We start from the raw sequence: 25,227 nt of genomic DNA, 5'->3' as shown, positions 1-25,227 counted from the left end.
ATTTTGGTGTTCTGTGGGCTATTTTTCTATTAATTCAATATATTGCTTCTGTATATTGTTTGCCTCAAATTTTTCATACAGTTCATCTGTAATTAGTGGGGGTGTATCGTAAGCAAGCTGTATTTTTTCGGCCAAAGAATCTACGTCTAGTTTAGACAGATAGTTTTTCAGTTGATCTGTCATTATCTCTCTAACACCACCAGGGCAATCAGTACTGACAATAGGAGTATGGCAAATTAATGCTTCGATTAATACTGTCGGTAATCCCTCACTATCTGAACTTATCACAACCGCTTTTGCTTCATTGATTATGGGATGTGGATTGGGGTGAAAGCCAGCCAAAATAACATTATCATCTAACCCATGCTCATGAATTTTTACTTTAAGATACCTTTCTATTTCTTTGGAACCTTGCCCAACAATAATTAGCTTGCATGGGAGATTTGTCTTTGCAAAGGCACCTATTAATCGGTCTTGACGTTTTACTCGATGTAAGCGCCCGACATGCAGAATGTAATTCAACCCGTGATAAGGATTGGTTTCTGATGCCTGTGTTTTTATTTTTTCAAAATCAAAGGGATTATAGATGGTTTTTATCTGCTTGGGCTGTATCCCGATATTGCTTAGTAGATCATGACTAACAGCCTCGGAAACGCAGATAATTTTTTTATTTTTATAAACTTTTTTTATCTTTTTCTTTTTAATCCAAAAAGAAAAGCCACTTTTATTGCTTAAGTAGGATTGAGAATAAATGCCATGAATACAATGCCATACATTACAATTTCTCAAGGCTTTGGATTTTACTACGATACGGTCGGTTTTATGTAGATTGGATATGACAAGAGCAGGTTTACCTTTTTGTTGGAAAAGCTTAAATAAAACTTTATCCATTGCTTTAGCTCTGCGGCTTATCTCATTGAGTTTTCTGAGTAGCCCTCGATAATCATCTGGGCTGACGATGTAATGAATATCTTCTGGGATGGTGTAATCTAATTGAGTATTGAGTGAAAGTAATGAAATTTGGTAGTTTGATTTACTCAAACCAGCCGCAAGGCGAAGGGTAACATTTTCAGCTCCTCCTCCGGGTAATCCATCAATAATAAAAAGGATATGTTCTTTCACTGTGTTAAAACTCGTTGATAAAGATCAATTAATTGTTTGGATAAATTTTCAGGTGTTGCAGCGATTATTTGGTTTCTGGCGGCAATAGACATGTTGGTTCCGAATATGTTATCAGGAATGTCATAAACAGCATCCCTTAATTTTTCAATATCTAATGCATCACAGATAAAACCATTCTTCCCTTCGGTGACAAATTCTGCCCCACCACATGTTGTGCTAGTAATGACGGGCAAACCACTGGCCATAGCTTCAAGGATCACATTAGGAAAGGGATCATATAGTGTCGGTAGTAGTAAAGCATCAGACAACTGGTAAAAAGGCAATGTATTTTTTTGTAACCCCATGAAACGGACGCGATAAGTACACCCCAGCGTATTTGTCAGCGCCTGATACTTTTTCTGCTCTTTGTCTTTACCAATAACTAATAGATAGCTATCTGTCTTTGCGATGGCCTGGATTGCCGCAGATAATCCTTTTCGCTCAAAACCAGAACCAACATAAACTAAGCATCTTGCTGTTACGGGGATTTGATATTGTTGTCTAAGTTGTAGACGGGTTTGCTCATCAGCAGGAAAGAACTTTGTATTATCGATTGAGTTATATATAACAGTGATTTTATCTTCGGCTACACCAAATTCTTCGATAATTTCCCTTTTTATCATTTCAGCGTTACAAATCACTTTTTTTAAGGCCGGATCTGCATACATTTCTGCCTCAGCATTCATAACATAGCGGTGATACCTATCATTTAACAACCAGCGTGCTTTCCATGTTGATAAGATACGGGTTCTTTGATGTAACCAGCGCTTATGGACGCCATCTCCGGCCCGATAAATATCACAGCCAGCAATGCGTTCATGGCTTTGAACCAAATCAAATTGTGCTTTTTGCCATAATTGCCGTGCTGATTTGGCAAAACCGCTTTCACGGCTAATTCTTCCATATTTAATGGGATCACACAGGTGGATATGCCAATTGGGGGTACTTGCGCCTTGCCAAGAGCGTGTAATAACATTCAGTTCAAGCTGTTGGTGCTCTAGAGCTTCCAAGGCTCTTGAAATAAAACGTTCAGCACCTCCATCTGGACGATACTTTTGACGGACAATGGCTAAACGTAATGGTTTCATGAAATATATTTCCTTGCTGCTGAAATGACGACATCTGTGGGTATCAGATCTAAGTAGCGTTCGTTTGTACAAGTTTTTATATCATCTGGGTGTGGAATATTGCCATAATCGCCAGCCCAAATCACCTCACCAACCGATTGCCAGGGTTTCCAAAATGTCAGTTTGGATGGACCGAACAATGCAATGCAGGGCGTTTTTAGGGCTGCGGCCATATGCATTGGTACTGAATCTACGCCAATGAATAATTTAGCATGATCAATCAAAGCGGCAAGTTTGGGTAATGTTAATTTTCCCGCCAGAGAAAGAATGTTCTTTTTATCATCAGGGCAGTGTGACAAGATGGTGTTTACCATTTCCAATTCCTTTTGGTCTGGTCCAGCAGTAATGATAATGCTATGCCCATCTTTTTGTAGTGAAGTAATCACTTGTGCCATTTTTTTTCATCCCAACACTTAAAAAACCATCGAGATGTGGGTTGAACAACGACATATCTTTCTGAAAATCCATACTTAGAACGTGTTTGCATTATCCATTTTAAATCGTCTTCACTATAACTCATTGTTACTTTTGTGATAATTGAATTAAGTTGCAATGGCTTTAGGATAGAAAGATTTTGTTCTACTGTATGTAATGAATCATGGTTATCTGTTGGTACAACCTCAGTATGACATAAACTCCATTTCCAATTTTGTCGTTTAGGGAAACTAAGGGCCAGGCGGATAGATGCGCCGGTAAAACGGGAAATAAATGCACTTCTCCATTGGTCGGCAAGGTTGATTACTAAATCATAATGCTGCTGTCTCAATGTCTTAAGCAGAGTCCACTCATGTAATAATTTTTTCCTTGTGTCCAGCTGCCTCCACGTGCGGTCTATAGAAAAAATACGGGAAATCTCTGCTAAATTTTCCAGCATCGGTGAGGTTTCTTGATAAAGGAGAACATCAATTTTTGCATCTGGATAGTGGAGAGTAAGTGTGCTGATCACCGGAGTTATCAGTAACATATCTCCATGATGTTGTAATTTAATCAACAGAATGCGTTTGATTTTATTATTTTTTGGGATCATTTGTTGGGTTCTTTAGCATATCGAGGTATACGATGATCTTAATGTAAAAATCATAGCGTGGCATCTTAAGTACACCAACCAAGAATAGTACTAGATAGGGTTTATATTCAATCAGATAGATAAGAATCATATAGGCAATCGGTATTCTCTAATTGCGCTCTTTGTTTGCTATGCGTACCATTAGGACAATTATCATCGTCACGTTTTGGTGTATATCAATGTCATTACCCGCTTTTATTATCACGATCGACACCGAAGGTGATGATCTATGGCAAAATAGTGGTCAGATCTCAACAAAAAACACGCATTATTTGCCAAGGTTTCAGAATCTCTGTGAGCGTTTTGGCTTCAAACCCGTTTGGTTAACTAACTATGAAATGGCAATGAATGGTAGCTATATCGAATTTGCCAAGGATGTGATCGCCAGAAATACGGGTGAAATCGGTATGCATTTGCATGCCTGGAATAGTCCACCTATTGTCCCTCTTACTGATGATGATATGCACTATAAACCATATCTGATTGAGTATCCTAAAGATCAGATTAAAGCAAAAGTTGATTTAATGACCCATCTTTTGGAAGATAAGCTCCAGACTAAAATGTTAAGCCACCGTGCTGGGCGCTGGGCATTTAATGAGTATTACGCACAATTATTAGTGGAATATGGATATCACGTAGACTGTTCTGTTACACCAAAAGTTAATTGGAACTTTACCAAAGGTGATCCTAATGGAAATGGTGGAACAGATTATAGCCGTTTTCCTGATCATGCTTATTTTATGGATTTGCAGGATATTTCCAAAGAAGGACATTCTCCGTTATTGCAAGTCCCTATGAGTATTCAATATAAGCACTCTGCGGTTATGAACTTTATTAAGCAGAAATATGATCGATTGAGAGGAAAACAGCGTTCTCCATCGGTTAATTGGCTGAGACCAAAAGGTGAGAATTTGGCGCAGATGAAAACCGTTGTCCAACAAACTTTGTCTAATGGCAGTGACTATGTTGAATTTATGTTGCATTCATCTGAGTTTATGCCTGGTGGAAGCCCAACGTTTAAGAGTGAAGAGCAAATTGAACAGCTTTATCAGGATTTGGAAGGATTGTTTGAGTTTTTGAAGCCACTGGTGCAGGGTATGACGTTGGCAGAGTATTATCAGATGAAGTTGACTAATGCATAAATCTATAATAATAGTTTATAGTTTAAAAGGTATTAAATGGATAAGTATTCTAAACACAAATTAGTAGACCTTTTTTTAAAGGCTTATACCAAGAGACCTGACTTCTCTCAATCGAGAAATGAATTCAATAGATTAGAAGAAAAAGAATTTTCAAATATAATCATTTATTCTACTACCGCGCTGGGTGATTTCTTGATGAATACACCTGCAATAAATGCTATAAGAAAAAGATTCAAAAATGCTTTCATTACATTAATTTGCCACCAGAATTTTAAATCATTTCTTGAACATGGTACTGATTGGGATAGGGTTGTCACATGGAATAATAAAGTAAATCATATTCCGAAATTATTAAAAGAAATAAAAAAATCAGGAACGCCAGATCTTGCGGTAATATTGCATTCACACGGTCCATATGACTATTTAAGTGCTATAATGTCGGGAGCTAAGCTTGTATTTAGAGATAATTATAAGGAAAATGAACTAATTAAAAAATGGCTAACTAACTATGTTGAATCATTTAGAGGGCATATTATTCAACGAAAACTTGAGCTAATAAAACCATTGGGGTGTGAAACAACATCAAAATCCTGTATTGAAATGCATCTTCCTTGTAACGTTAAATCCATTGATAAAGATTATATAACTATTGGATTTCAAATGGGGGCTTCTTCACCCGAACGTTGTTGGTCTGTTAAGAACTTTGTTCAGGTTGCATCTGATATTTTAGATAATAATAAAACTGCAAAAATAGTATTGATAGGATCATCTAATGATATACATTTAAAAAAAGAATTTATGAATTTGTTGCCAAATGAATATCATAACAGAGTTAATAACTTTATTGGAAAAACAACTTTAGTAGAGTTAACACAAAAAATAAACGAATTAGACCTGCTTGTTACTGGTGACACGGGACCTATGCATATAGCTATTGCCCTAAAAATACCTACTATTAGTTTATTTGTTACAGCTATTCCAAGTTCTACAGGGCCATATCAAGATACTGAAATTCATAAAGTAATACTAGGCGCAGTTATGCCACTGAATGGAATAACTAATACTCATATTATGGATACTATATCTCCAGCTCTAGTTATATATGAAATTAACAATATTTTATATAGTAAGGAGTCACAAAATAATAAATAATTTTTCAAGATAATAGATTTATTTTAAAACTATTTATAAACAAGTACATATAATATGTATTTAATAGAACTATTTATTATTATGCTTATTAGATACTAAGGATATATCCATTATATGAACAAAATGTATTGGTATTATGAAGTAAAGTTTATTATTTTTAACAATAAAAGATAAAATGGTAATGTTGTGATAAATCAATAGTTATGTTGCAATTAGATTGTTAATTTATTATTTGGCTGAGTGTGATACTATTATAGTCATTCATATAAGAGATATTTTATAATACCACCATAGATGGTCTGACGATAAAATGACATAATCACCTTTTATACCGTAGATTTTATCTTTAATTTAGAGTAATCAAAGCGTTATTTTCATCAGGTTATTCAAAGAATATAATAAATATAGAGGAGTTTTTAATGACTATAGTTAACAAAAGTAAAATTAAAGTAGGATTGATTGTTGATGAGTTCTTTGGTGCTGCCGGTACTAGATTCGGAGGATATGGTTATCTAGCACGTAATTACATTGCGAAATACTTACCAAATAAAGAAATTGAAATTGAAGTATTGTTAGGAAAAGGGAAGAGTCATTTTTTTGCAGAAGAATATAAAGTAGATAATGTTACTATTTATCGGTTGCCTCGCAGAAAATGGTTTGCTCGTCGATGGTTAAAAAATAAAAATTATAACCTTTATTTTAGTGTTGAATTAACCTATGATCATATTTTAGAAAATGAGCCAAGTAAAGATAAGAAATTAATATTATGGATTCAAGATCCGCGTCCAATGTATGAGTGGGATGAGATTTTTACTGTAAAACTTTTCCCTGAAACTTCTTATTATAATCAAAAAGTATATGATTTAGTTCATGATTGGTATAAACAAGATAGAATTAAATTTATATCACAAGCATATTGTTTGAATGATAAAGCTAAAGATTTATATAAATTAGATTCAGATGTTGATATTGAATATGTTCCAAATCCCATCGATATTGACCAGAAATTTGATATAACTACTCATAAAAAGAAGGATATGATTATCTTCTTAGGAAGAATTGCATCTGTAAAGCGTGGTTGGTTATTTTGTGAAATTGCAAAAAGAATGCCTGAGTATGATTTTTATGTTTTAGGTAAAATATATAGAGAAGATGATAAAAATCATGAAATAATGGCAGATTATAAAAATATTAATAATTTACATTTTACAGGTCATATTGAAGGTGAACAGAAGAATGTATTTTTACGTGATGCAAAAATTTTAGTAAATACTTCAATTCATGAAGCTTTACCAGTTTCTTTCCTTGAAGCCTTATCGTTTGGTACTTTACTTGTTAGCAATCGTAATCCTGATAATTTAACGTCAAAATTTGGAATTCATGTGGGAGATGTTTTAGGTGATGGATTTGATAAAATAGATTCATTCGTTTCAGCTATTCATGAATTGATGCAAGATGACATAAGAAGAGAGTATCTTGCGAAGCAGGCGATTAATTATGTTAAAAATTATCATAGTAATGATAGTTTTGTTTCTAAAATACACCAAATCATAAAAGATGAAGTAGAAAAATAAAGTTAGAAAGATAGTATTTATTCTAACTATTTAAAAATACAAGAAGCGGCCAGCAATGACCGCTTTTACTTTCAAAATATCTCACAATCTATCCTCAATTCTGGAAACTCATAATTTTAGGAAAAATAAATTTTAAGTTACCCTGCCAATAATTTAATTTTTGTATTAAAGTATCATAGTTCGATTGCTGGTACTTTTGAGGATAAAGATTTCACTACATTAGAGTGTGTTAACAAGCCCTAACGCACTATTATATTGGATTAATGTCCTTGAAATTTAGAAGCAAATTGTTTAACTAAAAATCGTTTCGAACTTGTTGACTACAAAAAAATAATGAAGATCTTGTTTACGATTTTGTTTAATAAACAAATTACCTTTATCCTGAATGTACTAAAATATTTTGCAAGAGCAGCATAACTTCCCCTGAAGTAATACCTTTCATCGTATTATCCGCTGATTTCAGGGGATGCTGCTCTTTGCCATATCCACCGATCAAACCAGGATCAGTCGGCCCAAATAGCGTAATATTGGGTCGATCAAGTGCTGCTGTAAGATGGCTTAATCCTGTATCAACGGAAACTACAGCTTGTGCCCCCGCAATAACATGTGCAACTTCGGCCAGCGTTAGTTTTGGCAGAACATCAACATGGGGAAACCCTTCCGCTAGCCTTAATGCCCGCTGATATTCATGTTCAGCGCCCCAAGGTAGTTTAATGCGCATACCCGTTGCCCGGAGATCTGCGATAAGCCGCTTCCAATGATTTTCAGGCCAATGTTTTTCATCGCGCGTTGTTGCATGAAGAAAAACGAGATAGTTATTTTGGCTACTGGTTTGCTGGTGCAAAAAATGGCAGGCGATAGCGTAATCACCTTGCCCTGACGGTTTTTGATAGCCCAGGCTCTCAGCAAATAAAGCTCGGGTGCGTTCAACCGCGTGTTGTTGCTTGCTGATAGCATGACAATGATCGTAGAAAAAACTGGCGATGGGTTCACGAATACTTTTTCGATCGTAACCATGTTTTGGGCCATGTGCCAGCCTGGTTACCAAAAAAGCACTTTTTAACAGACCTTGCGCATCAATGATGGCGTCATATTGGTGTTGTTGTAGTTGTTGCCGGAATCGTGCCCGTTCTTCCCGAATATCTTTTCTGAACCAATTTTTTCGCCAACGGCGAATAGCCACAGGGATCACATTTTCGACCGCATTGTGCCAGGTTGGAATTTGGGCAAATCCTTCTTCCACTACCCAATCAAATTGAATGTCAGGAAACTGCTGTTTTGCATCAGTTAATGCTGGCAGAGTATGTAACACATCCCCCATCGAAGATGTTTTTACCAGTAAAACACGCATTAATTTTGCTTCTCCGCCTGTAGCCGTTTTTCTAATGAAGATAGAACCTGTTCAGGTTGAATATCGATCAGGCTTTGGTGATAGCCGCCGTCGCTGTCGCCTTTTCTGATTTTGTGATAGCCCGTAATCAGGCGGATCACTTCAGCCTTATTTGATAGTGGCGGGGTAAAATCCGGGCTACTTGGTCCATATAATGCTACCAGAGGACGGTTTAAGGCCGCCGCTACATGCATCAAACCGGAGTCATTTGTGACGATGGCGTCACAGCCGGCGATGACATTTACCGCTTGTTCAAGCGAGGTTTTTCCTGCCAGATTGAGACAATTTTCGCGGGCATCATCGCTTAAAAGTGCGCGAATATCTTCACCTGCCGGATGATCTTTGTCAGAACCAAACAGCAAAATTTGATAGCCTTTTTGGGTAATTAACTGTTCGGCAAGAGCGGCATAGTGATAATGTGGCCAGCGTTTGGCTGGGCCGAACTCAGCACCAGGGCAGAAGCCAATAATAGGGCGGTGATCAGAGATATTGAAGGCTGAGGTTGATTCTGCAATATCTTCGTCATTGACACTTAATCGCGGCCATAACAAAGATTGTGGAAGCTCATCGGCGCTACGTATATTTTTCCCTTCATACGCGAGAGCGACATAACGTTGAACCATGAGTGGAAACGCACTCTTATTCAGGACTCGGATATCATTTAGCAACCCGTAACGCATCTCGCCGCGCCAGCCTGTACGTAGCGGGATATTGGCGAAGAAAGGAACCAGCGCAGATTTGAATGAGTTGGGCAATACATAAGCACGATCGTATCTATTTTCACGCAATGCCAGACCGAGGCGTCGGCGTTCACCCAAGGCAAGGGCACCATGACCCAGCGGCATAGCCAATGCCTGATGCACTTCTGGCATTTTTGCCAGTAATGGGCGACACCATGTAGGTGCCATCACATCAATTTCCGCACTGGGGTACAACGCTTTCAAAGTACGGTAGAGGCTTTGTGACATCATCATGTCACCCACCCATGATGGGCCGATCACCAATATCTTCATAGGGGTCGATTAATTATCCTGATTGAGCCATTGCATATATTCAGCGACGCCTTCGGCAACCGTCCTGAACGGTTGTTGATAGCCAGCAGCGCGGAGTTTTGTCAGATCTGCTTGAGTAAAACTCTGATAACGGCCTTTTAATTTTTCCGGAAAGTCGATGTATTCCACGGTTGGGGATTTTTCTTTATGGAATGTAATTACAGCATCTGCCACAGCCTGAAAAGATTCCGCGCGGCCTGTTCCACAGTTAAAAATGCCGGAAACGCCATTTTTCCAGAACCACAGATTGACAGCGGCAACATCACCGACATAGATAAAATCGCGGCGGAAATTCTCACTGCCAGCAAATAACTTCGGATTCTGTCCCTGGTGAATTTGGTTATTTAAATGGTAGGCGACACTCGCCATGCTGCCCTTATGCCCTTCGCTCGGCCCGTAAACATTGAAATAACGGAAGCCGCAAATTTGGGAATCCGCGTGAGGCAAAATATCACGAACATATTGATCAAACAGGAACTTGGAGTAACCATAAATATTGAGAGGTTTTTCATATTGGCGCTCTTCAATGAAATTGTCACTGCGGCCGCCATAAGTCGCCGCAGAAGAGGCGTACAGGAAGGGGATTTGGCGCTCAAGGCAGTAATGCAGCACATCTTTAGAGTACTGATAATTATTGTCCATCATATACTTACCATCCCATTCGGTTGTGGATGAGCAAGCCCCTTCATGGAAAATGGCATCAATGGCACCTAAATCGTCACCCGCCACGATGCTGGCGATGAAGTCTTCTTTATCTATATAATCGGTGATATCCAAATCAACCAAATTGACGAATTTTGTGCCATCTTTCAGGTTATCAACAACCAGAATATCCTTATAGCCTTCGTCATTCAGTGCTTTGACAATATTGCTGCCAATAAACCCTGCGCCACCAGTGACAATAATCATTTGGCCCACCTCTAAATAGTCAGTTCACTTTATACCCAATAGATGTCAAATTGCAGCTTTATCGCTGCAATTTGACATCTATTGGGTATATCTTTGCTGCGTATAATAGCACTTAACCCTACTGACGACAGCAGCTTAACCAGGGGAATATCCTGAAATTTTGCTGTATGCCAGGCTCTGGGCCGTGATCAGCTTTACAAAGTTGATATTATCTTGCTCGTTATGTCGTCACTGGCAGGATCTATCAGTAAAATACACCACGCCTTTCACTTAGTTAGGGATTCAGGAGAGAAACATGTCAGCGTCGTTTTATCAGAAAATGAATGAGCAGTTGGAACAAACCCGCTCCGAAGGGTTATTCAAAAGTGAGCGTATTATCACTTCTGCTCAGCATGCCAATATTGCTGTTGCTGAGGGTCACCAAGTCGTTAATTTTTGTGCCAACAATTACTTAGGTTTGGCCAATCACCCTGACCTGATCGCGGCGGCAAAAGCAGGCATGGATAGCCACGGTTTTGGTATGGCATCCGTGCGTTTTATCTGTGGTACGCAAGATGCCCATAAAGAATTAGAAAATAAACTTGCTGAATTTTTGGGTATGGAAGACGCCATTCTGTACTCCTCGTGCTTTGATGCAAACGGCGGTCTGTTTGAAACCCTGTTTGGACCAGAAGATGCCATTATCTCTGATGCTTTGAACCATGCCTCCATCATTGATGGCATCCGTTTATGTAAAGCGAAACGTTACCGCTATGCCAATAATAACATGCAAGAATTAAGAACTCAGTTGGAAAAGGCAAAAGCAGACGGTGCACAAAATATCCTGATCGCAACTGACGGGGTATTTTCCATGGATGGCGTTATTGCTGACCTGAAATCTATCTGTGACCTGGCTGATGAATTTGGTGCATTGGTCATGGTGGATGATTCACATGCAGTTGGCTTTGTTGGCAAGCACGGCCGTGGCACACATGAATATTGTGATGTTATGGGACGTATTGACATCATCACCGGTACGCTGGGTAAGGCTCTGGGGGGCGCATCGGGTGGTTATACTGCTGCGCGCAAAGAAGTGGTTGAATGGTTGCGCCAGCGTTCACGCCCCTATCTGTTCTCCAACTCACTGGCTCCAGCCATTGTCGCCGCATCGATCAAAGTGCTGGACATGCTGAAAAATGGTGATGATCTGCGTGAGCGTCTCTGGAAAAATGCGAACTTATTCCGTGAAAAAATGACAGCGGCTGGTTTCATTCTGGCGGGAGCAGACCATGCGATCATCCCTGTTATGTTGGGAGATGCGAAACTGGCGCAGGAATTCGCGGCGGAACTGTTGAAAGAAGGCATTTATGTGATTGGATTCTTCTATCCGGTTGTGCCAAAAGGTCAGGCCCGTATTCGAACCCAGATCTCAGCCGCCCATACTGAAGAGCAAATTGAACGTGTGGTGGCTGCATTTATCCGCATTGGCAAGCAATTGAATGTGATTGCTTAAGGTATCATTATGAAAGCCTTGTCCAAGTTAAAGCCAGAAGAAGGTATCTGGATGACAGAAGTGCCCACGCCAGAAATTGGGCACAACGATGTGATGATTAAAATCCGTAAAACGGCCATTTGCGGGACGGACGTTCACATCTATAACTGGGATGATTGGTCGCAAAAAACTATTCCTGTCCCGATGGTCGTCGGGCACGAATATGTTGGTGAAGTGGTTGCGATTGGTCAGGAAGTCAAAGGGTTCAAGATTGGTGATCGTGTATCCGGTGAAGGCCATATCACTTGCGGTCACTGTCGTAATTGTCGTGGTGGACGTACGCATTTATGTCGCAATACCACGGGTGTTGGTGTGAACCGTGAAGGTGCATTTGCTGAATATCTGGTTATTCCCGCATTTAATGCTTTTAAGATCCCAGACAATATACCCGATGAGCTGGCTGCGATTTTTGATCCATTTGGCAATGCGGTACACACTGCGCTGTCTTTTGATCTGGTGGGGGAAGATGTTCTGGTATCAGGCGCTGGCCCTATCGGGATTATGGCAGCTGCGGTATGTAAGCACGTCGGTGCGCGTCATGTCGTGATAACAGACGTCAATGAATATCGTCTTGAGTTAGCTCGCAAAATAGGCGTTACCCGCGCGGTGAATGTCAGCAAAGAAAATCTGACTGATGTCATGGCAGAACTGGGAATGACAGAGGGTTTTGATATTGGTTTGGAGATGTCAGGCGCTCCACCAGCGTTCCGTACTTTGCTTAATACCATGAACCACGGTGGACGTATTGCGCTGTTGGGTATTCCACCTTCAGACATGGCGATAGATTGGAATCAGGTCATCTTTAAGGGGCTGTTTATCAAAGGCATCTACGGACGTGAGATGTTCGAAACCTGGTACAAGATGGCGGCTTTGATCCAATCTGGTCTGGATTTGTCCCCGATTATCACTCACCAATTCTCGATTGATGATTACCAGAAAGGCTTTGATGTCATGCGCTCAGGGCAATCTGGCAAAGTTCTCTTAAATTGGGATTAAAAATTAGCACAGGCACCTTTGGCTTTTGGGTGCCTGTTTTATCCGCTTTTGGTGGCAATTGTGTTTTATTGGCAGCCTTGTTTTCCGTTGTTTGCTTTACTTCTGGCTTGCCTGAAATATTGGATGTTTTTTTCTGCCATACGGGGAGTTGGGCAGGATCGCAATAGAAACCGCAACGGGCATTTGTAAGATCTTATTTTCTTCACTAACACGATAGCCAATATCATCAATGACGATGGCTAAACGTGCAACCTGAGCATTTAGAGTCAACAGCAATGATGTGAAGAATAACAGTACCCAAGATAAAAGCGTGAATGCATTAACCCGCTTTATCAATCGATACCGCATCTTCACCATTATTGCGTTCCTATCCTATTTCCCTAACCACGGTAATGGGTTAACAGCCTGCCCTTGACGGCGGATTTCGAAGTACAGTGAGGGCTGTTGTTGCCCGCCGCTGCTGCCAACCAATGCTATTGGCTGACCAGCCCGAACCTGTTGCCCGACACTGACCAATGTGCTCTGGTTGTAACCGTAAATGCTCATATCGCCTTTACCGTGTTCAATCACGACAACCAGGCCATAGCCTTGCAGCCAGTCTGCCAGCAATACACGTCCATCTGAGATTGCCCTGACTTCCGTCCCTTCCGTTGCCGAGATAACAACCCCTTTCCAGCGAAGTTCACCTTGTATCGCTTCGCCAAAACTATGGATGACACGACCGCGTACTGGCCAGATTGCTTGCCCGGCAGGACGCCCAAGGCCACCCGTTCGTGCCATGAGAGCACGTTCTGCTTCTGTTGGCTTATAACTGGAACCTTTTTGTTGCGCTTGTTTCTGTTTAGCGGCAACCTGGGCACGAACACGAGCCGCTTCACGTGCTTCACGTTCAGCACGCGCTTTGGCTTCCCGTTCAGCTTTGGCAATTTTGTCTCTCAGTCTGGTTTCATTCTGCCGAAGCACAGCCAGGCTTTGTTGAACTTTTTTCAATGAAGATTCAAGAACCGTTAATGTCTTATGCCGCGCCGTGCGGGCAGTTTCCATCTTTTGCTTTTGCTGTTTTTGGCTAACCAGTATCGCTTTTTGTTCACTTTGTTTTTCTAGTTGCAGTTTTTTTTGCTGGTTGAGTTCTTCAGTTGTTTTTTGCAGTCTGGCAATAGTTTCCTGACGTGCCTGATTCAAGTAACTGTAATAGGCGAGAATACGTTCTTTGCGCTGATTTTCCTGCCCATTGAGCAACAATTCTAAACCTTGGTGATTTCCTTGCCGGAATGCGGCATCCAATTGGTTGGCAAGTAATTGTCGTTGCTCTTTTTGTTGCATTTGCAGGTGTTTGATATTGGCATTTAGCGATGACACGTCGTTTTCTAGCTTATTCAGACGAGTTTGTGTCGTGTGCAGCGAACGTCCCACTTCTGAGATAGTACTTTCTTGTTCTTTTAATTGGTTAAGCAGATCTGTACGTTGTTTTTGTTGCTGTTTTACGCTTTCCTCTTTCTCGGCAATATTCTGTTGAATATCTTTGAGCTGATTTTTATTCTCTGAAATTGGATTGGCGAAAGTCTTTATACTGAAACTGAGAAAGGTGAACAACAAGGCACAGAGCTGTAACACTCTGATTTTATTTTGCAGTTTGTATTGCCTCTGCCGATTTTTACGGCTCCTGAGATCCTTATTTTCAGCCATCTTATTGGTTACCCTGCTGCCACATAGCGCCTGATTATTTCATGAGGAATTGCACCTGACCAGAGAACAGACTGTTTTTTATCATTAATATAAGTTTTAGTTAATTTAGTCTATTTATTGTCGAAAATCCTGCCTTGATCCAGTGTTACATGAAATATTTGATTGATGCATTACAATCAAGTTGTTCTCGGTATGTTTTTTAATTTTTCTCGAAACTCTCCGCAAAATCTGCATTGGATTGATGCTAATTGGCTGTAATTGATGCAACACACAGGTATACTCTTCTACCTTAGATATTTGTTATTAACCAACGGGAGTTGTTGCCCTCCATGCTGCAAGAAATCATGCAATTTATTAGCCGGAACACGATCCTGAGCCTTGCCTGGATTGCATTGCTGGTGGCTGTCATTGTGATGACGGTAAAAAGCGCGTTCTCCAAGAGTAAAGAGATCACCCGTGCTCAGGCTATCCATTTCATCAACAAGGAAGACGCTATCGTCGTGGATTTACGCTCCCGGGACGATTTCCGCAAAGGGCATATTATTGGTTCCGTTAACCTGACGCCATCTGAAATTAAAGACAATAATTTAGGTGAGTTGGAGAAACATAAAAAACAGCCTGTTATCGTCGTTTCAGCGAATGGGCTGGAATCCAGAACACCAGCGGAAAATCTGGTTCGTTTGGGCTTTGAGCAGGTCTATTCCCTGAAAGAAGGGGTTACTGGCTGGGCGGGTGAAAATTTGCCATTGGCTCGCGGCAAGAAATAACGAACTGAGGTGCAAGTAGTCGCTTGCATTGTAGAAAAGTTTAGTAAGGACATCTGAAAAAGGTAAATATTATTATGTCAGAACAAAACAACACAGAAATGGCTTTCCAGATCCAGCGCATTTACACGAAAGATATTTCTTTCGAAGCACCAAAGGCCCCACAGATTTTCCAGCAGGATTGGCAGCCGGAAGTTAAATTGGATCTGGATACCGCTTCCAGTGAATTGGTTCAGGGAGTTTATGAAGTTGTTCTGCGCGTTACTGTCACGGCGACACTGGAAGAAGAAACTGCGTTTCTGTGTGAAGTCCAGCAGGCGGGTATTTTCTCTGTTGATGGTCTTGAAGGAACTCAGTTGGCACATTGCTTAGGTGCATATTGCCCGAACGTCCTGTTCCCATACGCCCGTGAGTGCATCACCAGCCTGGTTAGTCGTGGTACTTTCCCACAACTGAATCTGGCTCCTGTTAACTTCGATGCCCTGTTCATGAATTATCTGCAACAGCAGACTGAATCTCAGTCTAATGAGGCTGCACAGGAAGCCTGATGAATACCGCTTCTATGACAGTAATCGGTGCCGGCTCATACGGCACCGCTTTAGCGATTACGTTGGCTCGCAATGGGCATGATGTTGTGCTTTGGGGGCATAACCCTGCGCACGTCAATGCATTGCAACAAGCGCGCTGTAATCAGGCATTTTTACCGGATGTTTCTTTTCCTGACAGCTTATTGCTCGAGTCCGATCTGAAAAGCGCTGTTTCAGCCAGTTGTAATATCCTGGTGGTGGTTCCCAGCCATGTTTTCGGCGATGTCTTACAGCAGATAAAACCATATTTACAACAGGATAGCCGCATTGTTTGGGCAACCAAAGGGCTTGAAGCGGAAACCGGGCGTTTATTACAAGATGTCGCTCGTGAGATATTAGGCGATGAAATCCCTCTGGCCGTCGTTTCTGGCCCGACATTTGCGAAAGAGCTAGCAGCAGGTTTACCAACCGCGATCGCGGTTTCTGCCACAACACCTGAATTTGGTGAAGAACTGCAACAGTTTTTCCATTGCGGCAAAAGCTTCCGGGTTTATAAAAACCCAGATTTCATAGGAGTACAGCTCGGCGGGGCAATAAAAAATGTTATTGCAATTGGTGCAGGGATCTCTGATGGTATGGGATTTGGAGCCAATGCCCGCACGGCATTGATCACCCGAGGGTTGGCAGAGATGAGCCGCCTCGGAGTAGCATTGGGTGCTGATCCTTCTACATTTATGGGAATGGCTGGACTGGGTGACTTAGTTCTGACCTGCACTGATAACCAATCCCGTAACCGTCGCTTTGGCATGATGCTGGGAAAAGGTATCGGTGTTGATGAAGCGCAGAGTGAGATCGGGCAAGTGGTTGAAGGGTATCGCAACACTAAAGAAGTTCGTGCCTTGGCAAAACGAGCGGGTGTTGAAATGCCTATTACAGAGCAGATCTACCAGATACTATACTGCAATAAAAATGTGCTTGAGGCCGCCCAAACATTATTGGGAAGAGCGACAAGAGATGAGGGAGAAGGCTCTCACTCTTAAATAAATGAGAACACTGATATGTCGCGAGCAGAACTGAACGAAGTCTGGAAAAATATTAAAAACGAGGCGAGGGCGCTGGCAGACTGTGAACCCATGTTAGCCAGTTTCTTTCACGCGACACTACTCAAGCATGAAAATCTTGGTAGTGCCCTGAGCTACATGCTGGCAAATAAGCTGGCATCACCGATTATGCCCCCCATTGAAGTCAGAGAAGTCGTTGAAAATGCGTATCGCAGTGATCCCAAGATGATTGAATCGGCAGCACGTGATATCAAAGCTGTTCGACTGCGCGATCCGGCAGTAGATAAATATTCGACACCTTTACTCTATCTTAAAGGTTTCCATGCTCTGCAAGCCTACCGTATTGCTCACTGGTTATGGAAAGAAAATCGCAAGGCATTGGCGATTTATCTGCAAAACCAAGTCTCAGTTTCGTTTGGTGTCGATATCCATCCTGCCGCAAAGATTGGCTGCGGCATTATGCTAGATCACGCAACGGGCATTGTGATTGGTGAAACAGCGATTGTTGAAAACGATGTCTCCATCCTGCAATCCGTAACGCTTGGGGGAACAGGTAAAACTAGCGGAGATCGTCATCCGAAAGTACGTGAAGGGGTGATGATTGGCGCGGGTTCCAAAATACTCGGCAATATCGAAATTGGTCGAGGTGCGAAAATTGGGGCAGGGTCGGTTGTATTAAGATCAGTTCCACCTCATACCACAGTGGCAGGCGTACCGGCGAGGATTGTTGGTAAACCGGAAAGTGAGAAGCCATCGCTGGATATGAACCAACATTTTAATGGCATCAATAATGGATTTGAGAATGGGGATGGGATTTGAAATTCTGTTCTTTTCTTATGAGCATTAATAGATAGGACATTCAGCGCGGATTAGACGCTGAATGTCCTATTAATCTTAATCCCGCAATAACGCACCGGGATAACCCAGTTGCCGCCATGCTTCAAACACAACCACTGAGACAGAATTAGACAGATTCATGCTACGGCTATCTGGCAGCATGGGAATTCTGATTTTCTGTTCAGGCGGCATATTATCTAACACATAAGGTGGTAACCCACGGGTTTCCGGGCCGAACATCAAGTAATCACCATCACGATAACTCACGTTACTATGAGCCGGAGTACCTTTTGTGGTTAAGGCAAACAGACGCGCTCCAGAAGGGGATTGTGAATTGATGGAACTGAGTCCTTCACTTTCCAGGAACGCATTGTAATCGTGGTGTTGTTTGATATTGGCAAACTCATGGTAATCCAACCCCGCACGACGCAGGCGTTTGTCGTCCCATGTAAAACCCAAAGGTTGAATGAGATGAAGCTGACAGCCTGTGTTGGCACACAGGCGGATGATGTTGCCTGTATTAGGCGGAATTTCTGGTTCGAATAGGACGATGTTTAGCATGTTTTGATTAAATTGTTACAGATGTAGTTGTAATTTTCTACAGTATCCATTTCGGCTGCGTGTATTTTTTCTACTAAGTGTATACCAACAGCTATCTTATCCAATTGAGGAATGGGAATATTATCCCAGTGAAGTTTACGATTTTTTAATGTTTCTCTTTTCCGCTGTATCCCGTGTAGTAGTTCTGTAACCCTCTCAGCTTATACATTTTTCGACGATGATACTCGGTAGCCAATTTATCTTTCAAAGTAGAGTGAATCCTCATAATGGCGTTAGCCAGGGCAAGAGCACGAATGTTTATTTCTTGCCCAACGCATTAAATCCTGCGGCTAATACCTTATCCAAATAACCAATATCCATACTTGCTATTCTTCGTTTTCGACGAATGCTGGCTTTTTTTGTCGTTTCGGCCCGAAGCATATTCAGGCTCAGATGGCACATACACGCTAATATTTCAGCGGATTCTCCCCGATAGATCTGGCAAGCATCTTCTTTCATTGAGACATCAAGCACCCAGTGTACCCGGGTTTCTATTCCCCAGTGTCCTCGAACCGCTGTCGCAAAGTCGGCGGTGTTAAGTTCCGCTGAACTGATGTAGTAACGATAGTCAAGTGACTCTTTTCCTTTATTATCAATCCGATAACCTATTGCCACACCGATGCTGTTTAAGTTTTTCCATTCAGGGAATTGCTGGATCAACTCTCCCGCCGGTAAGACGTGATATTCACGCGCTTCGGTACGTCCATGCCCTTGTTCCAGAGTGACATTTTCAGTTTTGCTGACCGCTGATATCTGGGTTGACAACGCCTGCTTCACGGCTCGATACAAGGTTTCCTGATTGCCTTTGACGGCCAGAAGGTAGTTTCCTTCTTGTCGAATAATACGTTCGGCAATTTTAGTCTGGCACCCCATCGCATCAACGGACACCAGGCATCCTTTGATATCCAGCAAGTTAATCAGCTTAGGGATTGCTGTGATTTCATTGGATTTTTTGTCTGTTTTCAACTGCCCCATAACAATGCCATTCTGGGTAGCAAACGCACTGACCATATGAATAGCCGACTGCCGATTTTTCCGGTCATAAGATCCCCGCAATCGTTTCCCATCAATGGCAATGATTTCCCCTTCCGTTCGTTCGCTGACCGCCTGTACCCACTGAATAAAACAATGCTGAAACTGGGTCGGATCAAGGCGGGAGATAATGCGGGCAATGGTGTCATGAACAGGCAATCCTGTTGGGAACAGGCCTTTTTCCTGAAGCCAATCAAAGTGCGTTTCCCCGAAATCTTCAATATCTTCCCATCCTTCCGCCTCGGCGATAACGGCACACATGGTCAGGAACAGCACATCAAACAAGGGGTAACTGATTTTGGCAGACTGGCGAGGGTCTGTTAACTGACCAAAATATTGAGAAAAGGCATCGATATTCATGAAGGGATCTCCGGAAAAAGGAAGATCAGATCATATCTGTTCCTGTCGGTCAAATCTGAATTTTGTTAACAAATTTTTCACGCTCTTGCCCTGTGGCGTTAGCTTGCCGAGAACTACACTATCTTTATTCCATTTAACGGCTAAAAATTGTTTAGAGTTGCTCTTTTGAATGCGTGATACGATAACTAGATAATTAATAGGTGTATTTTTTATATATTTCAGAGAGTAGTTCAATACGTACATTGATATCATATTCAGATACTATTTTTTCCCTTGCACGTTCCCCCATTTTTTTCTTAGATGGCTATTGTTAATTAATAGACATAATTTTTCTTTTAATTCATCAATAGAGTTAGATTCAAATAATAGTCCAGTAACATTATTTTCAACCAAATGATTATTTCCTGGAATATCAGATACAATACAAGGCAATGATGAGCTTTGCGCTTCTAAAATAGCCAAAGGCATTCCCTCATACAATGAAGGAAGAACAAAGATATCAAACACATTCAGAAAATTATTGGTGTCTTTCCTCCACCCCATTAAGTGAACTTTATATTCAATTGATAGTTCTTTTGATTTATTTAATATACTATTTTTTAATTCACCATCTCCGATAAATACAAGATGTAGACGTTGATCTTTAAGCAATAAATCTTTGCAGGCATCAATAAGCAGTATGGGATTTTTCTGTGGCCAAAGTCTACCAACCATCCCAATAATTATATCATTATCATCGAATCCAATTTCATTTCTTAAATTTTCGATCTTATCAGAGGAGTGTTTAATATAATGATTTGTGTCGACACCATTTTTCAATATAATTGTTTTATCATAAGGAGAACCTAATTTATACATGGCTATATTTTTATCATTATCATGTAGGCAAATTAGCATATCTCCGCACAGTGTGCCAATTTTTTCCATAACATAAAAAATAAAATTTTGAATTTTATTTTTTGCCGCAGGAAAGGAGAAACCGTGCACTGTGTGAACGATGAATCTAACGCCACATATTTTGGCAGCAATACGACCTAAAACACCCGGTTTAGATGAATGTGTATGGACAATATCAAACTTATATTTTTTGAATATACTTATCAAATTAAACAGTGTAATCAAATCTTGCTTTGGAGATATATCTCTTGTAAGAGTTGAAATATATATACATTTAATACCAACCTTTTCAGCCTCTTCAGTCAGGGGACCAGGGCTAGAGCATATTAAGTAACGTTCAAACTCACTAGGATCTAATCTTAACAATTCATCTAAACAAACTTTCTGAACACCACTTAATAACGGCAACAGTTGAATATGAGCGATTTTTTTCATTTTATTTAATTACTTGTAACACCAAGATATTTTTTATATAAATCTATCCATTTTTTAACGGATGCATCTAAAGAAAATCTATTTATTATCCATTCTCTATTCTTACTTCTTATTTCTTTTTTATCGTCGTCCTTCAGAATTATTATTTCACGTATCTTTTCTTCCAATTTATTATTATCCTTAACAGGAACAATAAAATAATCATTTCCAATGACCTCTTTAACTCCACCGGAATCAGTGCTTATCACTATCCTTTCACAGGACATCGCTTCAGCGACGACAAGACCAAATCCTTCCCACTCTGATGATAATACAAAAATATCACAAGCAGACATCCATTTTTCAACATTATGTTGCAATCCTAACCAATGGAGCTTATTTGAAACATTGAGATTTTGAGCTAACTCTTTTAGTTCACTCTCTAGTGGACCTGTGCCTATAATGGCTAACTCTGCTGGAAGATTTTTAATAATATGTGAAAAGGAAGTCAATAATGTTGGATAATCTTTCTCCTTAGTTAATCTTCCTACTGCTAGCAACAGAATTTTATCAGAAGCAATACCAAGTTTTTTTCGGTATTCTTCTCTATCAAACTCAGAAAAAACAAATTTATCTGTATCAATACCATTATACATGGGAATCATTTTATTTTGGCTGGATGCTTTCAGGTAAATAAAATTATCAACTGCATCTTGGCTTACATTTGTCGATATATCAGATAAACTATCAGTTAATCTATATGCTAACATCCTAATACTTCCCCCCTCATTTTTACTATGAGCAGTGGATATCAGGACAGGAATTTTTGTTATTAATCGGACTAACCTAGTAAGAATATTGGCATGAACCATGTGTGCATGCACAACGTCTGGCTGGAAATTTTTTATAATTCGCCTAAGTCTATAAAATGCAAATAAAAGACTGAAGGGGTTTTTCTTAGTATATAAAGATCTTAGGGATATCTGTTTGTTCTTAGGACTAGTGACGACACTACCAACAAGCGAAACAATTTCAACCTCATTTCTTTTGTCTGATAATTTATCCGCTAAATCGCAGACTTGACGTTCAGCTCCTCCCATACCCAATCCTGTAATAACAAACAATATTCTCATGATTGGGATTCAACCTTATTTGTGAAAATAGATTTTACTAACAACCTAACTTTTGAACCTTTTAGAGAAAAGCCATTCATTAAAATAGAAAAGATAGATATTAATTTTCCTGATGATATAAAAGAGAAAAAAGATTGAAATATTTCCAAACTATTTCTATCCATTCTGTTTTTTTCAATTTTATAAAAACTTTTTATAAACTGTAGACTAGAGTAGTGAATTAAATAATCTTTACGCTCTTTTTTTAGTTGAGAGAAAAGTGCTTTAAAATAGCCTTTATTTTGATGACCTATAACATTATTTTCATGTTGACGATATAAGAATAAAATCTCATCAATGAAAACAATCTTTCCATACAGTGCAGCGTAGAATGTTACGACTTGATCATGCATATGCCAAAAAAGGTGATCATAATCATTTATAAGATTAAGTAAATCACGATTAATAGCTAAAGCACATCCCTGTACTCCACCATTTAGAAAAAATAAATTTCTTAAATCTGGTGCTGGCATCGTAAGGGGATATACATTTACTGACAAATCTATAAGATCTTTATTAACGACTCGACCATTAACATAAACTAAACCTGCCCCATTAATCTCCCTAAGATGCTTAAGTGTTCTTTCGACTTTGTTAGGCAACCATACATCATCTTGGTCAGCAAAAAAAACATAGTCAGAAGTGGTTTTTTTCAATAACTCACAAAAATTTCTTCCTGCAGTGCAACATTTTTTTTCATCGACGAGAAACTTAACTCTTTGGTCTTTATAAGATCTTATTATATCGACAGTATTATCAGTTGAACCATCATCACGAATATAAAGTATAAAATCACTAAACGACTGGTTCAATATAGAATCTATTTGCTCAGCAATATATTTCTCACCATTATATGTTGCAAGTATGATATCTACAGACATAATTTTCACCAGACTCATTCTAAATTTTTTATAATTGTACCAGGTATCCCTGCTACAATGACATTATCAGGAAATGAACGTGTAACTACAGAGTTAGCTGCAACAATGACATTTCGACCCAATTTGACTCCAGATAAAATTTTCACATTGTCACCTAGCCAGACATTTTCACTCAATTCAGTCTCTCCCTTAATAGTTAATGGGCGGTTTTTAGGAATAATATTTATCATATTTTTAGAGAATGAATGATCATGGTCAGTAATAAGAACATCACTACCGATTAAACATCCATTACCTATGGTAACCTTATGACAGGCTGCTATATGAACATTTTGACTAAATGACACATCACTACCAATGCATATAACTCCTTTATCAATAGCATCAAACCATGATTGATTACCTATATATACATTATCTCCGATAAATATTTGTTTAGAGTTGCTGATAGATACATTTCTTCCTATTTTTAAATTACTGCATGAAAATGCACAGCTATAGATAAAGTTACTAATTCTGCATCGAATGAAATTTGGTATTTTAATTACACCTAATAAAAAACGTTCTCTTTTAATCATTTTGAAACCTGAATGTTTTTGTTTATATTTAACATGCATATAGAAACAAAAACCATTGTTTTAAGTAATGTTGCACTAACATAGACAGGAACTTTAATAAATAGACCAAAAGCCATAAGGAATGAAAAAAGATAAATAATATATCTCAAAATTGGTCGTCTATATCTAACTAATGGGAAATATTGATAGAGAATTTTTGTACATAGGAATACAAAGGCTATTGTTGATAAAAACCCCAGAATACCATATGCGGAATAATTTATAACAAATGCTGAATCAGATGATCTTCCTAAACTTGATTTTATCACATCACCATCACCAATATAAATGTTGTCTCCTAAAACAGGATGTACCAACTCTGGAAAAAACAGATGATTTTGTATTAGATCATTTGTGGAATTTGATTCCATTTTCCCATTAATGATATTAATAAATAACTCAAAAGAAAAGTCTATTATTTTGACTATCAAAGAGTTTTCAATATAATAAAGATAAAAAATTAATGCTATTGTTAACGCTGATAAAGGAAAAATATAGTGTCCTTTTCTTAAACAAAAAAGAATAAGAAAGATAAATATTATCAAATATATTAATCCTGTTCTTCCAGACAAAATTGTCAATATTATTATTGGGAGAATAAAAAGAGAAAAGTAAATTAATTTTTTCTTTTTTATTACTATGATGCTAACAAAAGAAAGTAGAGCATATGATATAGACGTGTCCCAAATGGACAGTCCTTGTAACCCTATACCTCTTAGAGAATTAATTGCAAATTCTAACCAGTGACCATTTAAAGCAGTAACACTTATAAACCATAATTTAAACGAAGGAAATAGGGATTGATAAGCATTAAATATAATCTCAAAAATAAGGAATATAAATACACCTTTATACAAGTCTTTCTCTGAGATATTTATCATCCAAGAGTTTATTAAAAAAAAGAATACCACAGAAGATATTATAGCAATCGAATATTGTTTTAATTGTAGATCAATAAATAATTGGTCACCAATATCAAAATACAAAAACCTTATCAGTGAATAAATAAATAAAAATATTAATATACAACAAAAATAAAAATAAGGGTTTATTTCTTTTTGAAAATGGAAAATTAAATTATTCTTATATGTACATATATAAAATGCTATTTTTAGTACAGCCATTAGAAATATAACGATACTAACGCTGACAATACCTACAGGGGTTTTATATGCGCCACAAAATATAAGTAGAAGGATAAAAAAAACTATTAGCGGTTTTCCTATTTTTATTTTCGGAAACGTTAATATTGTCATGTTATTTACCACGAGAATATTTT

The 25,227-nt window shown here is 39.2% G+C and carries 22 protein-coding genes and 2 pseudogenes; 9 read left to right on the top strand and 15 right to left on the bottom strand.

Annotated elements, in window-relative coordinates; translation table 11 throughout:
• Nucleotides 1-18: 18 nt before the first annotated feature.
• The 3 genes and pseudogenes from PXH59_RS14745 to rfaQ form a co-directional block, all read right to left on the bottom strand.
• Nucleotides 19-1,122 carry a glycosyltransferase gene (locus PXH59_RS14745; protein ID WP_285808951.1) on the bottom strand — a complete coding sequence of 368 codons (1,104 nt, stop codon included), beginning with the start codon at nt 1,120-1,122 and terminating at the stop codon, nt 19-21.
• Nucleotides 1,119-2,249: a glycosyltransferase family 4 protein gene (locus tag PXH59_RS14740; RefSeq protein ID WP_285808950.1), complete on the bottom strand. Its 1,131-nt coding sequence runs from the start codon at nt 2,247-2,249 to the stop codon at nt 1,119-1,121. Before PXH59_RS14740 ends, PXH59_RS14745 begins: the two co-directional genes overlap by 4 nt.
• Nucleotides 2,246-3,315: pseudogene (gene rfaQ, locus PXH59_RS14735) on the bottom strand (putative lipopolysaccharide heptosyltransferase III). The gene PXH59_RS14740 and the pseudogene rfaQ overlap by 4 nt, the downstream one beginning before the upstream one ends.
• A gap of 218 nt (nt 3,316-3,533) precedes the next feature.
• Between rfaQ and PXH59_RS14730 the strand changes: the two are divergent.
• From PXH59_RS14730 to PXH59_RS14720, 3 genes are all read left to right on the top strand, one after another.
• On the top strand, nt 3,534-4,496 hold the full coding sequence (locus tag PXH59_RS14730; RefSeq protein WP_285808949.1) for a polysaccharide deacetylase family protein: 963 nt from the start codon (nt 3,534-3,536) through the stop codon (nt 4,494-4,496).
• 36 nt (nt 4,497-4,532) lie between these two features.
• On the top strand, nt 4,533-5,648 hold the full coding sequence (locus PXH59_RS14725; RefSeq protein ID WP_285808948.1) for a glycosyltransferase family 9 protein: 1,116 nt from the start codon (nt 4,533-4,535) through the stop codon (nt 5,646-5,648).
• Nucleotides 5,649-6,067: 419 nt separating this feature from the next.
• Nucleotides 6,068-7,222 (top strand): glycosyltransferase family 4 protein, encoded by a 1,155-nt coding sequence (locus PXH59_RS14720; RefSeq protein WP_285808947.1) that lies wholly within the window; start codon nt 6,068-6,070, stop codon nt 7,220-7,222.
• Nucleotides 7,223-7,598: 376 nt separating this feature from the next.
• Here the strand turns inward: PXH59_RS14720 and rfaC are convergent, their stop codons facing one another.
• Genes rfaC through rfaD form a run of 3 tightly spaced genes read right to left on the bottom strand, consistent with a single transcriptional unit; the run spans nt 7,599 to nt 10,573 of the window.
• Nucleotides 7,599-8,573, bottom strand: a complete 975-nt coding sequence (gene rfaC, locus PXH59_RS14715) for a lipopolysaccharide heptosyltransferase RfaC (protein ID WP_285808946.1) — start codon at nt 8,571-8,573, stop codon at nt 7,599-7,601.
• On the bottom strand, nt 8,573-9,625 hold the full coding sequence (rfaF, locus tag PXH59_RS14710) for an ADP-heptose--LPS heptosyltransferase RfaF (RefSeq protein ID WP_285808945.1): 1,053 nt from the start codon (nt 9,623-9,625) through the stop codon (nt 8,573-8,575). The genes rfaC and rfaF overlap by 1 nt, the downstream gene beginning before the upstream one ends.
• A gap of 9 nt (nt 9,626-9,634) precedes the next feature.
• Nucleotides 9,635-10,573 carry an ADP-glyceromanno-heptose 6-epimerase gene (gene rfaD / locus PXH59_RS14705; protein WP_285808944.1) on the bottom strand — a complete coding sequence of 313 codons (939 nt, stop codon included), beginning with the start codon at nt 10,571-10,573 and terminating at the stop codon, nt 9,635-9,637.
• 295 nt (nt 10,574-10,868) lie between these two features.
• Between rfaD and kbl the strand changes: the two genes are divergently transcribed.
• Entirely contained in the window at nt 10,869-12,065 is a 1,197-nt protein-coding gene (gene kbl, locus PXH59_RS14700; protein WP_285808943.1) for a glycine C-acetyltransferase, read from the top strand.
• Between the two features lie 9 nt (nt 12,066-12,074).
• Nucleotides 12,075-13,100 carry an L-threonine 3-dehydrogenase gene (tdh, locus tag PXH59_RS14695; RefSeq protein ID WP_285808942.1) on the top strand — a complete coding sequence of 342 codons (1,026 nt, stop codon included), beginning with the start codon at nt 12,075-12,077 and terminating at the stop codon, nt 13,098-13,100.
• Nucleotides 13,101-13,229: 129 nt separating this feature from the next.
• Here tdh and PXH59_RS14690 read toward each other — a convergent pair.
• Together PXH59_RS14690 and envC are read right to left on the bottom strand one after the other, a co-directional pair.
• Nucleotides 13,230-13,457 (bottom strand): annotated as a pseudogene (locus PXH59_RS14690) (divergent polysaccharide deacetylase family protein); the annotation flags it as partial.
• Between the two features lie 15 nt (nt 13,458-13,472).
• Entirely contained in the window at nt 13,473-14,786 is a 1,314-nt protein-coding gene (gene envC / locus PXH59_RS14685) for a murein hydrolase activator EnvC (RefSeq protein WP_285808941.1), read from the bottom strand.
• 329 nt (nt 14,787-15,115) lie between these two features.
• Here envC and PXH59_RS14680 point away from each other — a divergent pair, with 329 nt between their 5' ends.
• From PXH59_RS14680 to cysE, 4 genes are all read left to right on the top strand, one after another.
• Nucleotides 15,116-15,553 (top strand): rhodanese-like domain-containing protein, encoded by a 438-nt coding sequence (locus PXH59_RS14680; RefSeq protein ID WP_047771585.1) that lies wholly within the window; start codon nt 15,116-15,118, stop codon nt 15,551-15,553.
• 74 nt (nt 15,554-15,627) lie between these two features.
• Nucleotides 15,628-16,098 (top strand): protein-export chaperone SecB, encoded by a 471-nt coding sequence (secB, locus tag PXH59_RS14675; RefSeq protein WP_047771586.1) that lies wholly within the window; start codon nt 15,628-15,630, stop codon nt 16,096-16,098.
• Complete coding sequence (gene gpsA, locus PXH59_RS14670) at nt 16,098-17,117, top strand: NAD(P)H-dependent glycerol-3-phosphate dehydrogenase (RefSeq protein ID WP_047771588.1); 1,020 nt, start codon at nt 16,098-16,100, stop codon at nt 17,115-17,117. The genes secB and gpsA overlap by 1 nt, the downstream gene beginning before the upstream one ends.
• Nucleotides 17,118-17,135: 18 nt before the next feature.
• Nucleotides 17,136-17,957: a serine O-acetyltransferase gene (gene cysE, locus PXH59_RS14665; RefSeq protein ID WP_047771589.1), complete on the top strand. Its 822-nt coding sequence runs from the start codon at nt 17,136-17,138 to the stop codon at nt 17,955-17,957.
• A gap of 75 nt (nt 17,958-18,032) precedes the next feature.
• Here the strand turns inward: cysE and trmL are convergent, their stop codons facing one another.
• The 7 genes from trmL to PXH59_RS14630 all read right to left on the bottom strand — a co-directional run bounded on the left by trmL (nt 18,033) and on the right by PXH59_RS14630 (nt 25,204).
• The gene (trmL, locus tag PXH59_RS14660; RefSeq protein WP_047771590.1) at nt 18,033-18,536 is read right to left on the bottom strand and encodes a tRNA (uridine(34)/cytosine(34)/5-carboxymethylaminomethyluridine(34)-2'-O)-methyltransferase TrmL; all 504 of its coding nucleotides are present in this window, start codon (nt 18,534-18,536) and stop codon (nt 18,033-18,035) included.
• Between the two features lie 297 nt (nt 18,537-18,833).
• Complete coding sequence (locus PXH59_RS14655; RefSeq protein ID WP_285808940.1) at nt 18,834-19,967, bottom strand: ISAs1 family transposase; 1,134 nt, start codon at nt 19,965-19,967, stop codon at nt 18,834-18,836.
• Between the two features lie 261 nt (nt 19,968-20,228).
• Nucleotides 20,229-21,299: a glycosyltransferase family 4 protein gene (locus PXH59_RS14650; protein ID WP_285808939.1), complete on the bottom strand. Its 1,071-nt coding sequence runs from the start codon at nt 21,297-21,299 to the stop codon at nt 20,229-20,231.
• Nucleotides 21,300-21,304: 5 nt separating this feature from the next.
• Complete coding sequence (locus tag PXH59_RS14645; protein ID WP_285808938.1) at nt 21,305-22,411, bottom strand: glycosyltransferase; 1,107 nt, start codon at nt 22,409-22,411, stop codon at nt 21,305-21,307.
• Nucleotides 22,408-23,331, bottom strand: a complete 924-nt coding sequence (locus tag PXH59_RS14640) for a glycosyltransferase family 2 protein (protein ID WP_285808937.1) — start codon at nt 23,329-23,331, stop codon at nt 22,408-22,410. Before PXH59_RS14640 ends, PXH59_RS14645 begins: the two co-directional genes overlap by 4 nt.
• Before the next feature lie 14 nt (nt 23,332-23,345).
• Entirely contained in the window at nt 23,346-23,909 is a 564-nt protein-coding gene (locus tag PXH59_RS14635) for an acyltransferase (RefSeq protein WP_285808936.1), read from the bottom strand.
• On the bottom strand, nt 23,906-25,204 hold the full coding sequence (locus tag PXH59_RS14630) for a hypothetical protein (protein ID WP_285808934.1): 1,299 nt from the start codon (nt 25,202-25,204) through the stop codon (nt 23,906-23,908). The genes PXH59_RS14635 and PXH59_RS14630 overlap by 4 nt, the downstream gene beginning before the upstream one ends.
• Nucleotides 25,205-25,227: the final 23 nt, after the last annotated feature.

The sequence above is a fragment of the Xenorhabdus bakwenae genome (genome assembly GCF_030272115.1).
GTDB classification, from domain to species: domain Bacteria; phylum Pseudomonadota; class Gammaproteobacteria; order Enterobacterales; family Enterobacteriaceae; genus Xenorhabdus; species Xenorhabdus bakwenae.
The sequence above is the reverse complement of the archived record's forward strand: the minus strand, read 5'-3'. Positions and strand labels throughout refer to the sequence as shown.

Coding starts and splice junctions, on each gene's coding strand:
- PXH59_RS14740 (WP_285808950.1), bottom strand. CDS start 2,249: ATGAAACCATTACGTTTAGCCATTGTCCGTCAAAAGTATCGTCCAGAT.
- PXH59_RS14730 (WP_285808949.1), top strand. CDS start 3,534: ATGTCATTACCCGCTTTTATTATCACGATCGACACCGAAGGTGATGAT.
- PXH59_RS14725 (WP_285808948.1), top strand. CDS start 4,533: ATGGATAAGTATTCTAAACACAAATTAGTAGACCTTTTTTTAAAGGCT.
- PXH59_RS14720 (WP_285808947.1), top strand. CDS start 6,068: ATGACTATAGTTAACAAAAGTAAAATTAAAGTAGGATTGATTGTTGAT.
- rfaC (WP_285808946.1), bottom strand. CDS start 8,573: ATGCGTGTTTTACTGGTAAAAACATCTTCGATGGGGGATGTGTTACAT.
- rfaF (WP_285808945.1), bottom strand. CDS start 9,625: ATGAAGATATTGGTGATCGGCCCATCATGGGTGGGTGACATGATGATG.
- rfaD (WP_285808944.1), bottom strand. CDS start 10,573: ATGATTATTGTCACTGGTGGCGCAGGGTTTATTGGCAGCAATATTGTC.
- kbl (WP_285808943.1), top strand. CDS start 10,869: ATGTCAGCGTCGTTTTATCAGAAAATGAATGAGCAGTTGGAACAAACC.
- tdh (WP_285808942.1), top strand. CDS start 12,075: ATGAAAGCCTTGTCCAAGTTAAAGCCAGAAGAAGGTATCTGGATGACA.
- envC (WP_285808941.1), bottom strand. CDS start 14,786: ATGGCTGAAAATAAGGATCTCAGGAGCCGTAAAAATCGGCAGAGGCAA.
- PXH59_RS14680 (WP_047771585.1), top strand. CDS start 15,116: ATGCTGCAAGAAATCATGCAATTTATTAGCCGGAACACGATCCTGAGC.
- secB (WP_047771586.1), top strand. CDS start 15,628: ATGTCAGAACAAAACAACACAGAAATGGCTTTCCAGATCCAGCGCATT.
- gpsA (WP_047771588.1), top strand. CDS start 16,098: ATGAATACCGCTTCTATGACAGTAATCGGTGCCGGCTCATACGGCACC.
- cysE (WP_047771589.1), top strand. CDS start 17,136: ATGTCGCGAGCAGAACTGAACGAAGTCTGGAAAAATATTAAAAACGAG.
- trmL (WP_047771590.1), bottom strand. CDS start 18,536: ATGCTAAACATCGTCCTATTCGAACCAGAAATTCCGCCTAATACAGGC.
- PXH59_RS14655 (WP_285808940.1), bottom strand. CDS start 19,967: ATGAATATCGATGCCTTTTCTCAATATTTTGGTCAGTTAACAGACCCT.
- PXH59_RS14650 (WP_285808939.1), bottom strand. CDS start 21,299: ATGAAAAAAATCGCTCATATTCAACTGTTGCCGTTATTAAGTGGTGTT.
- PXH59_RS14645 (WP_285808938.1), bottom strand. CDS start 22,411: ATGAGAATATTGTTTGTTATTACAGGATTGGGTATGGGAGGAGCTGAA.
- PXH59_RS14640 (WP_285808937.1), bottom strand. CDS start 23,331: ATGTCTGTAGATATCATACTTGCAACATATAATGGTGAGAAATATATT.
- PXH59_RS14635 (WP_285808936.1), bottom strand. CDS start 23,909: ATGATTAAAAGAGAACGTTTTTTATTAGGTGTAATTAAAATACCAAAT.
- PXH59_RS14630 (WP_285808934.1), bottom strand. CDS start 25,204: ATGACAATATTAACGTTTCCGAAAATAAAAATAGGAAAACCGCTAATA.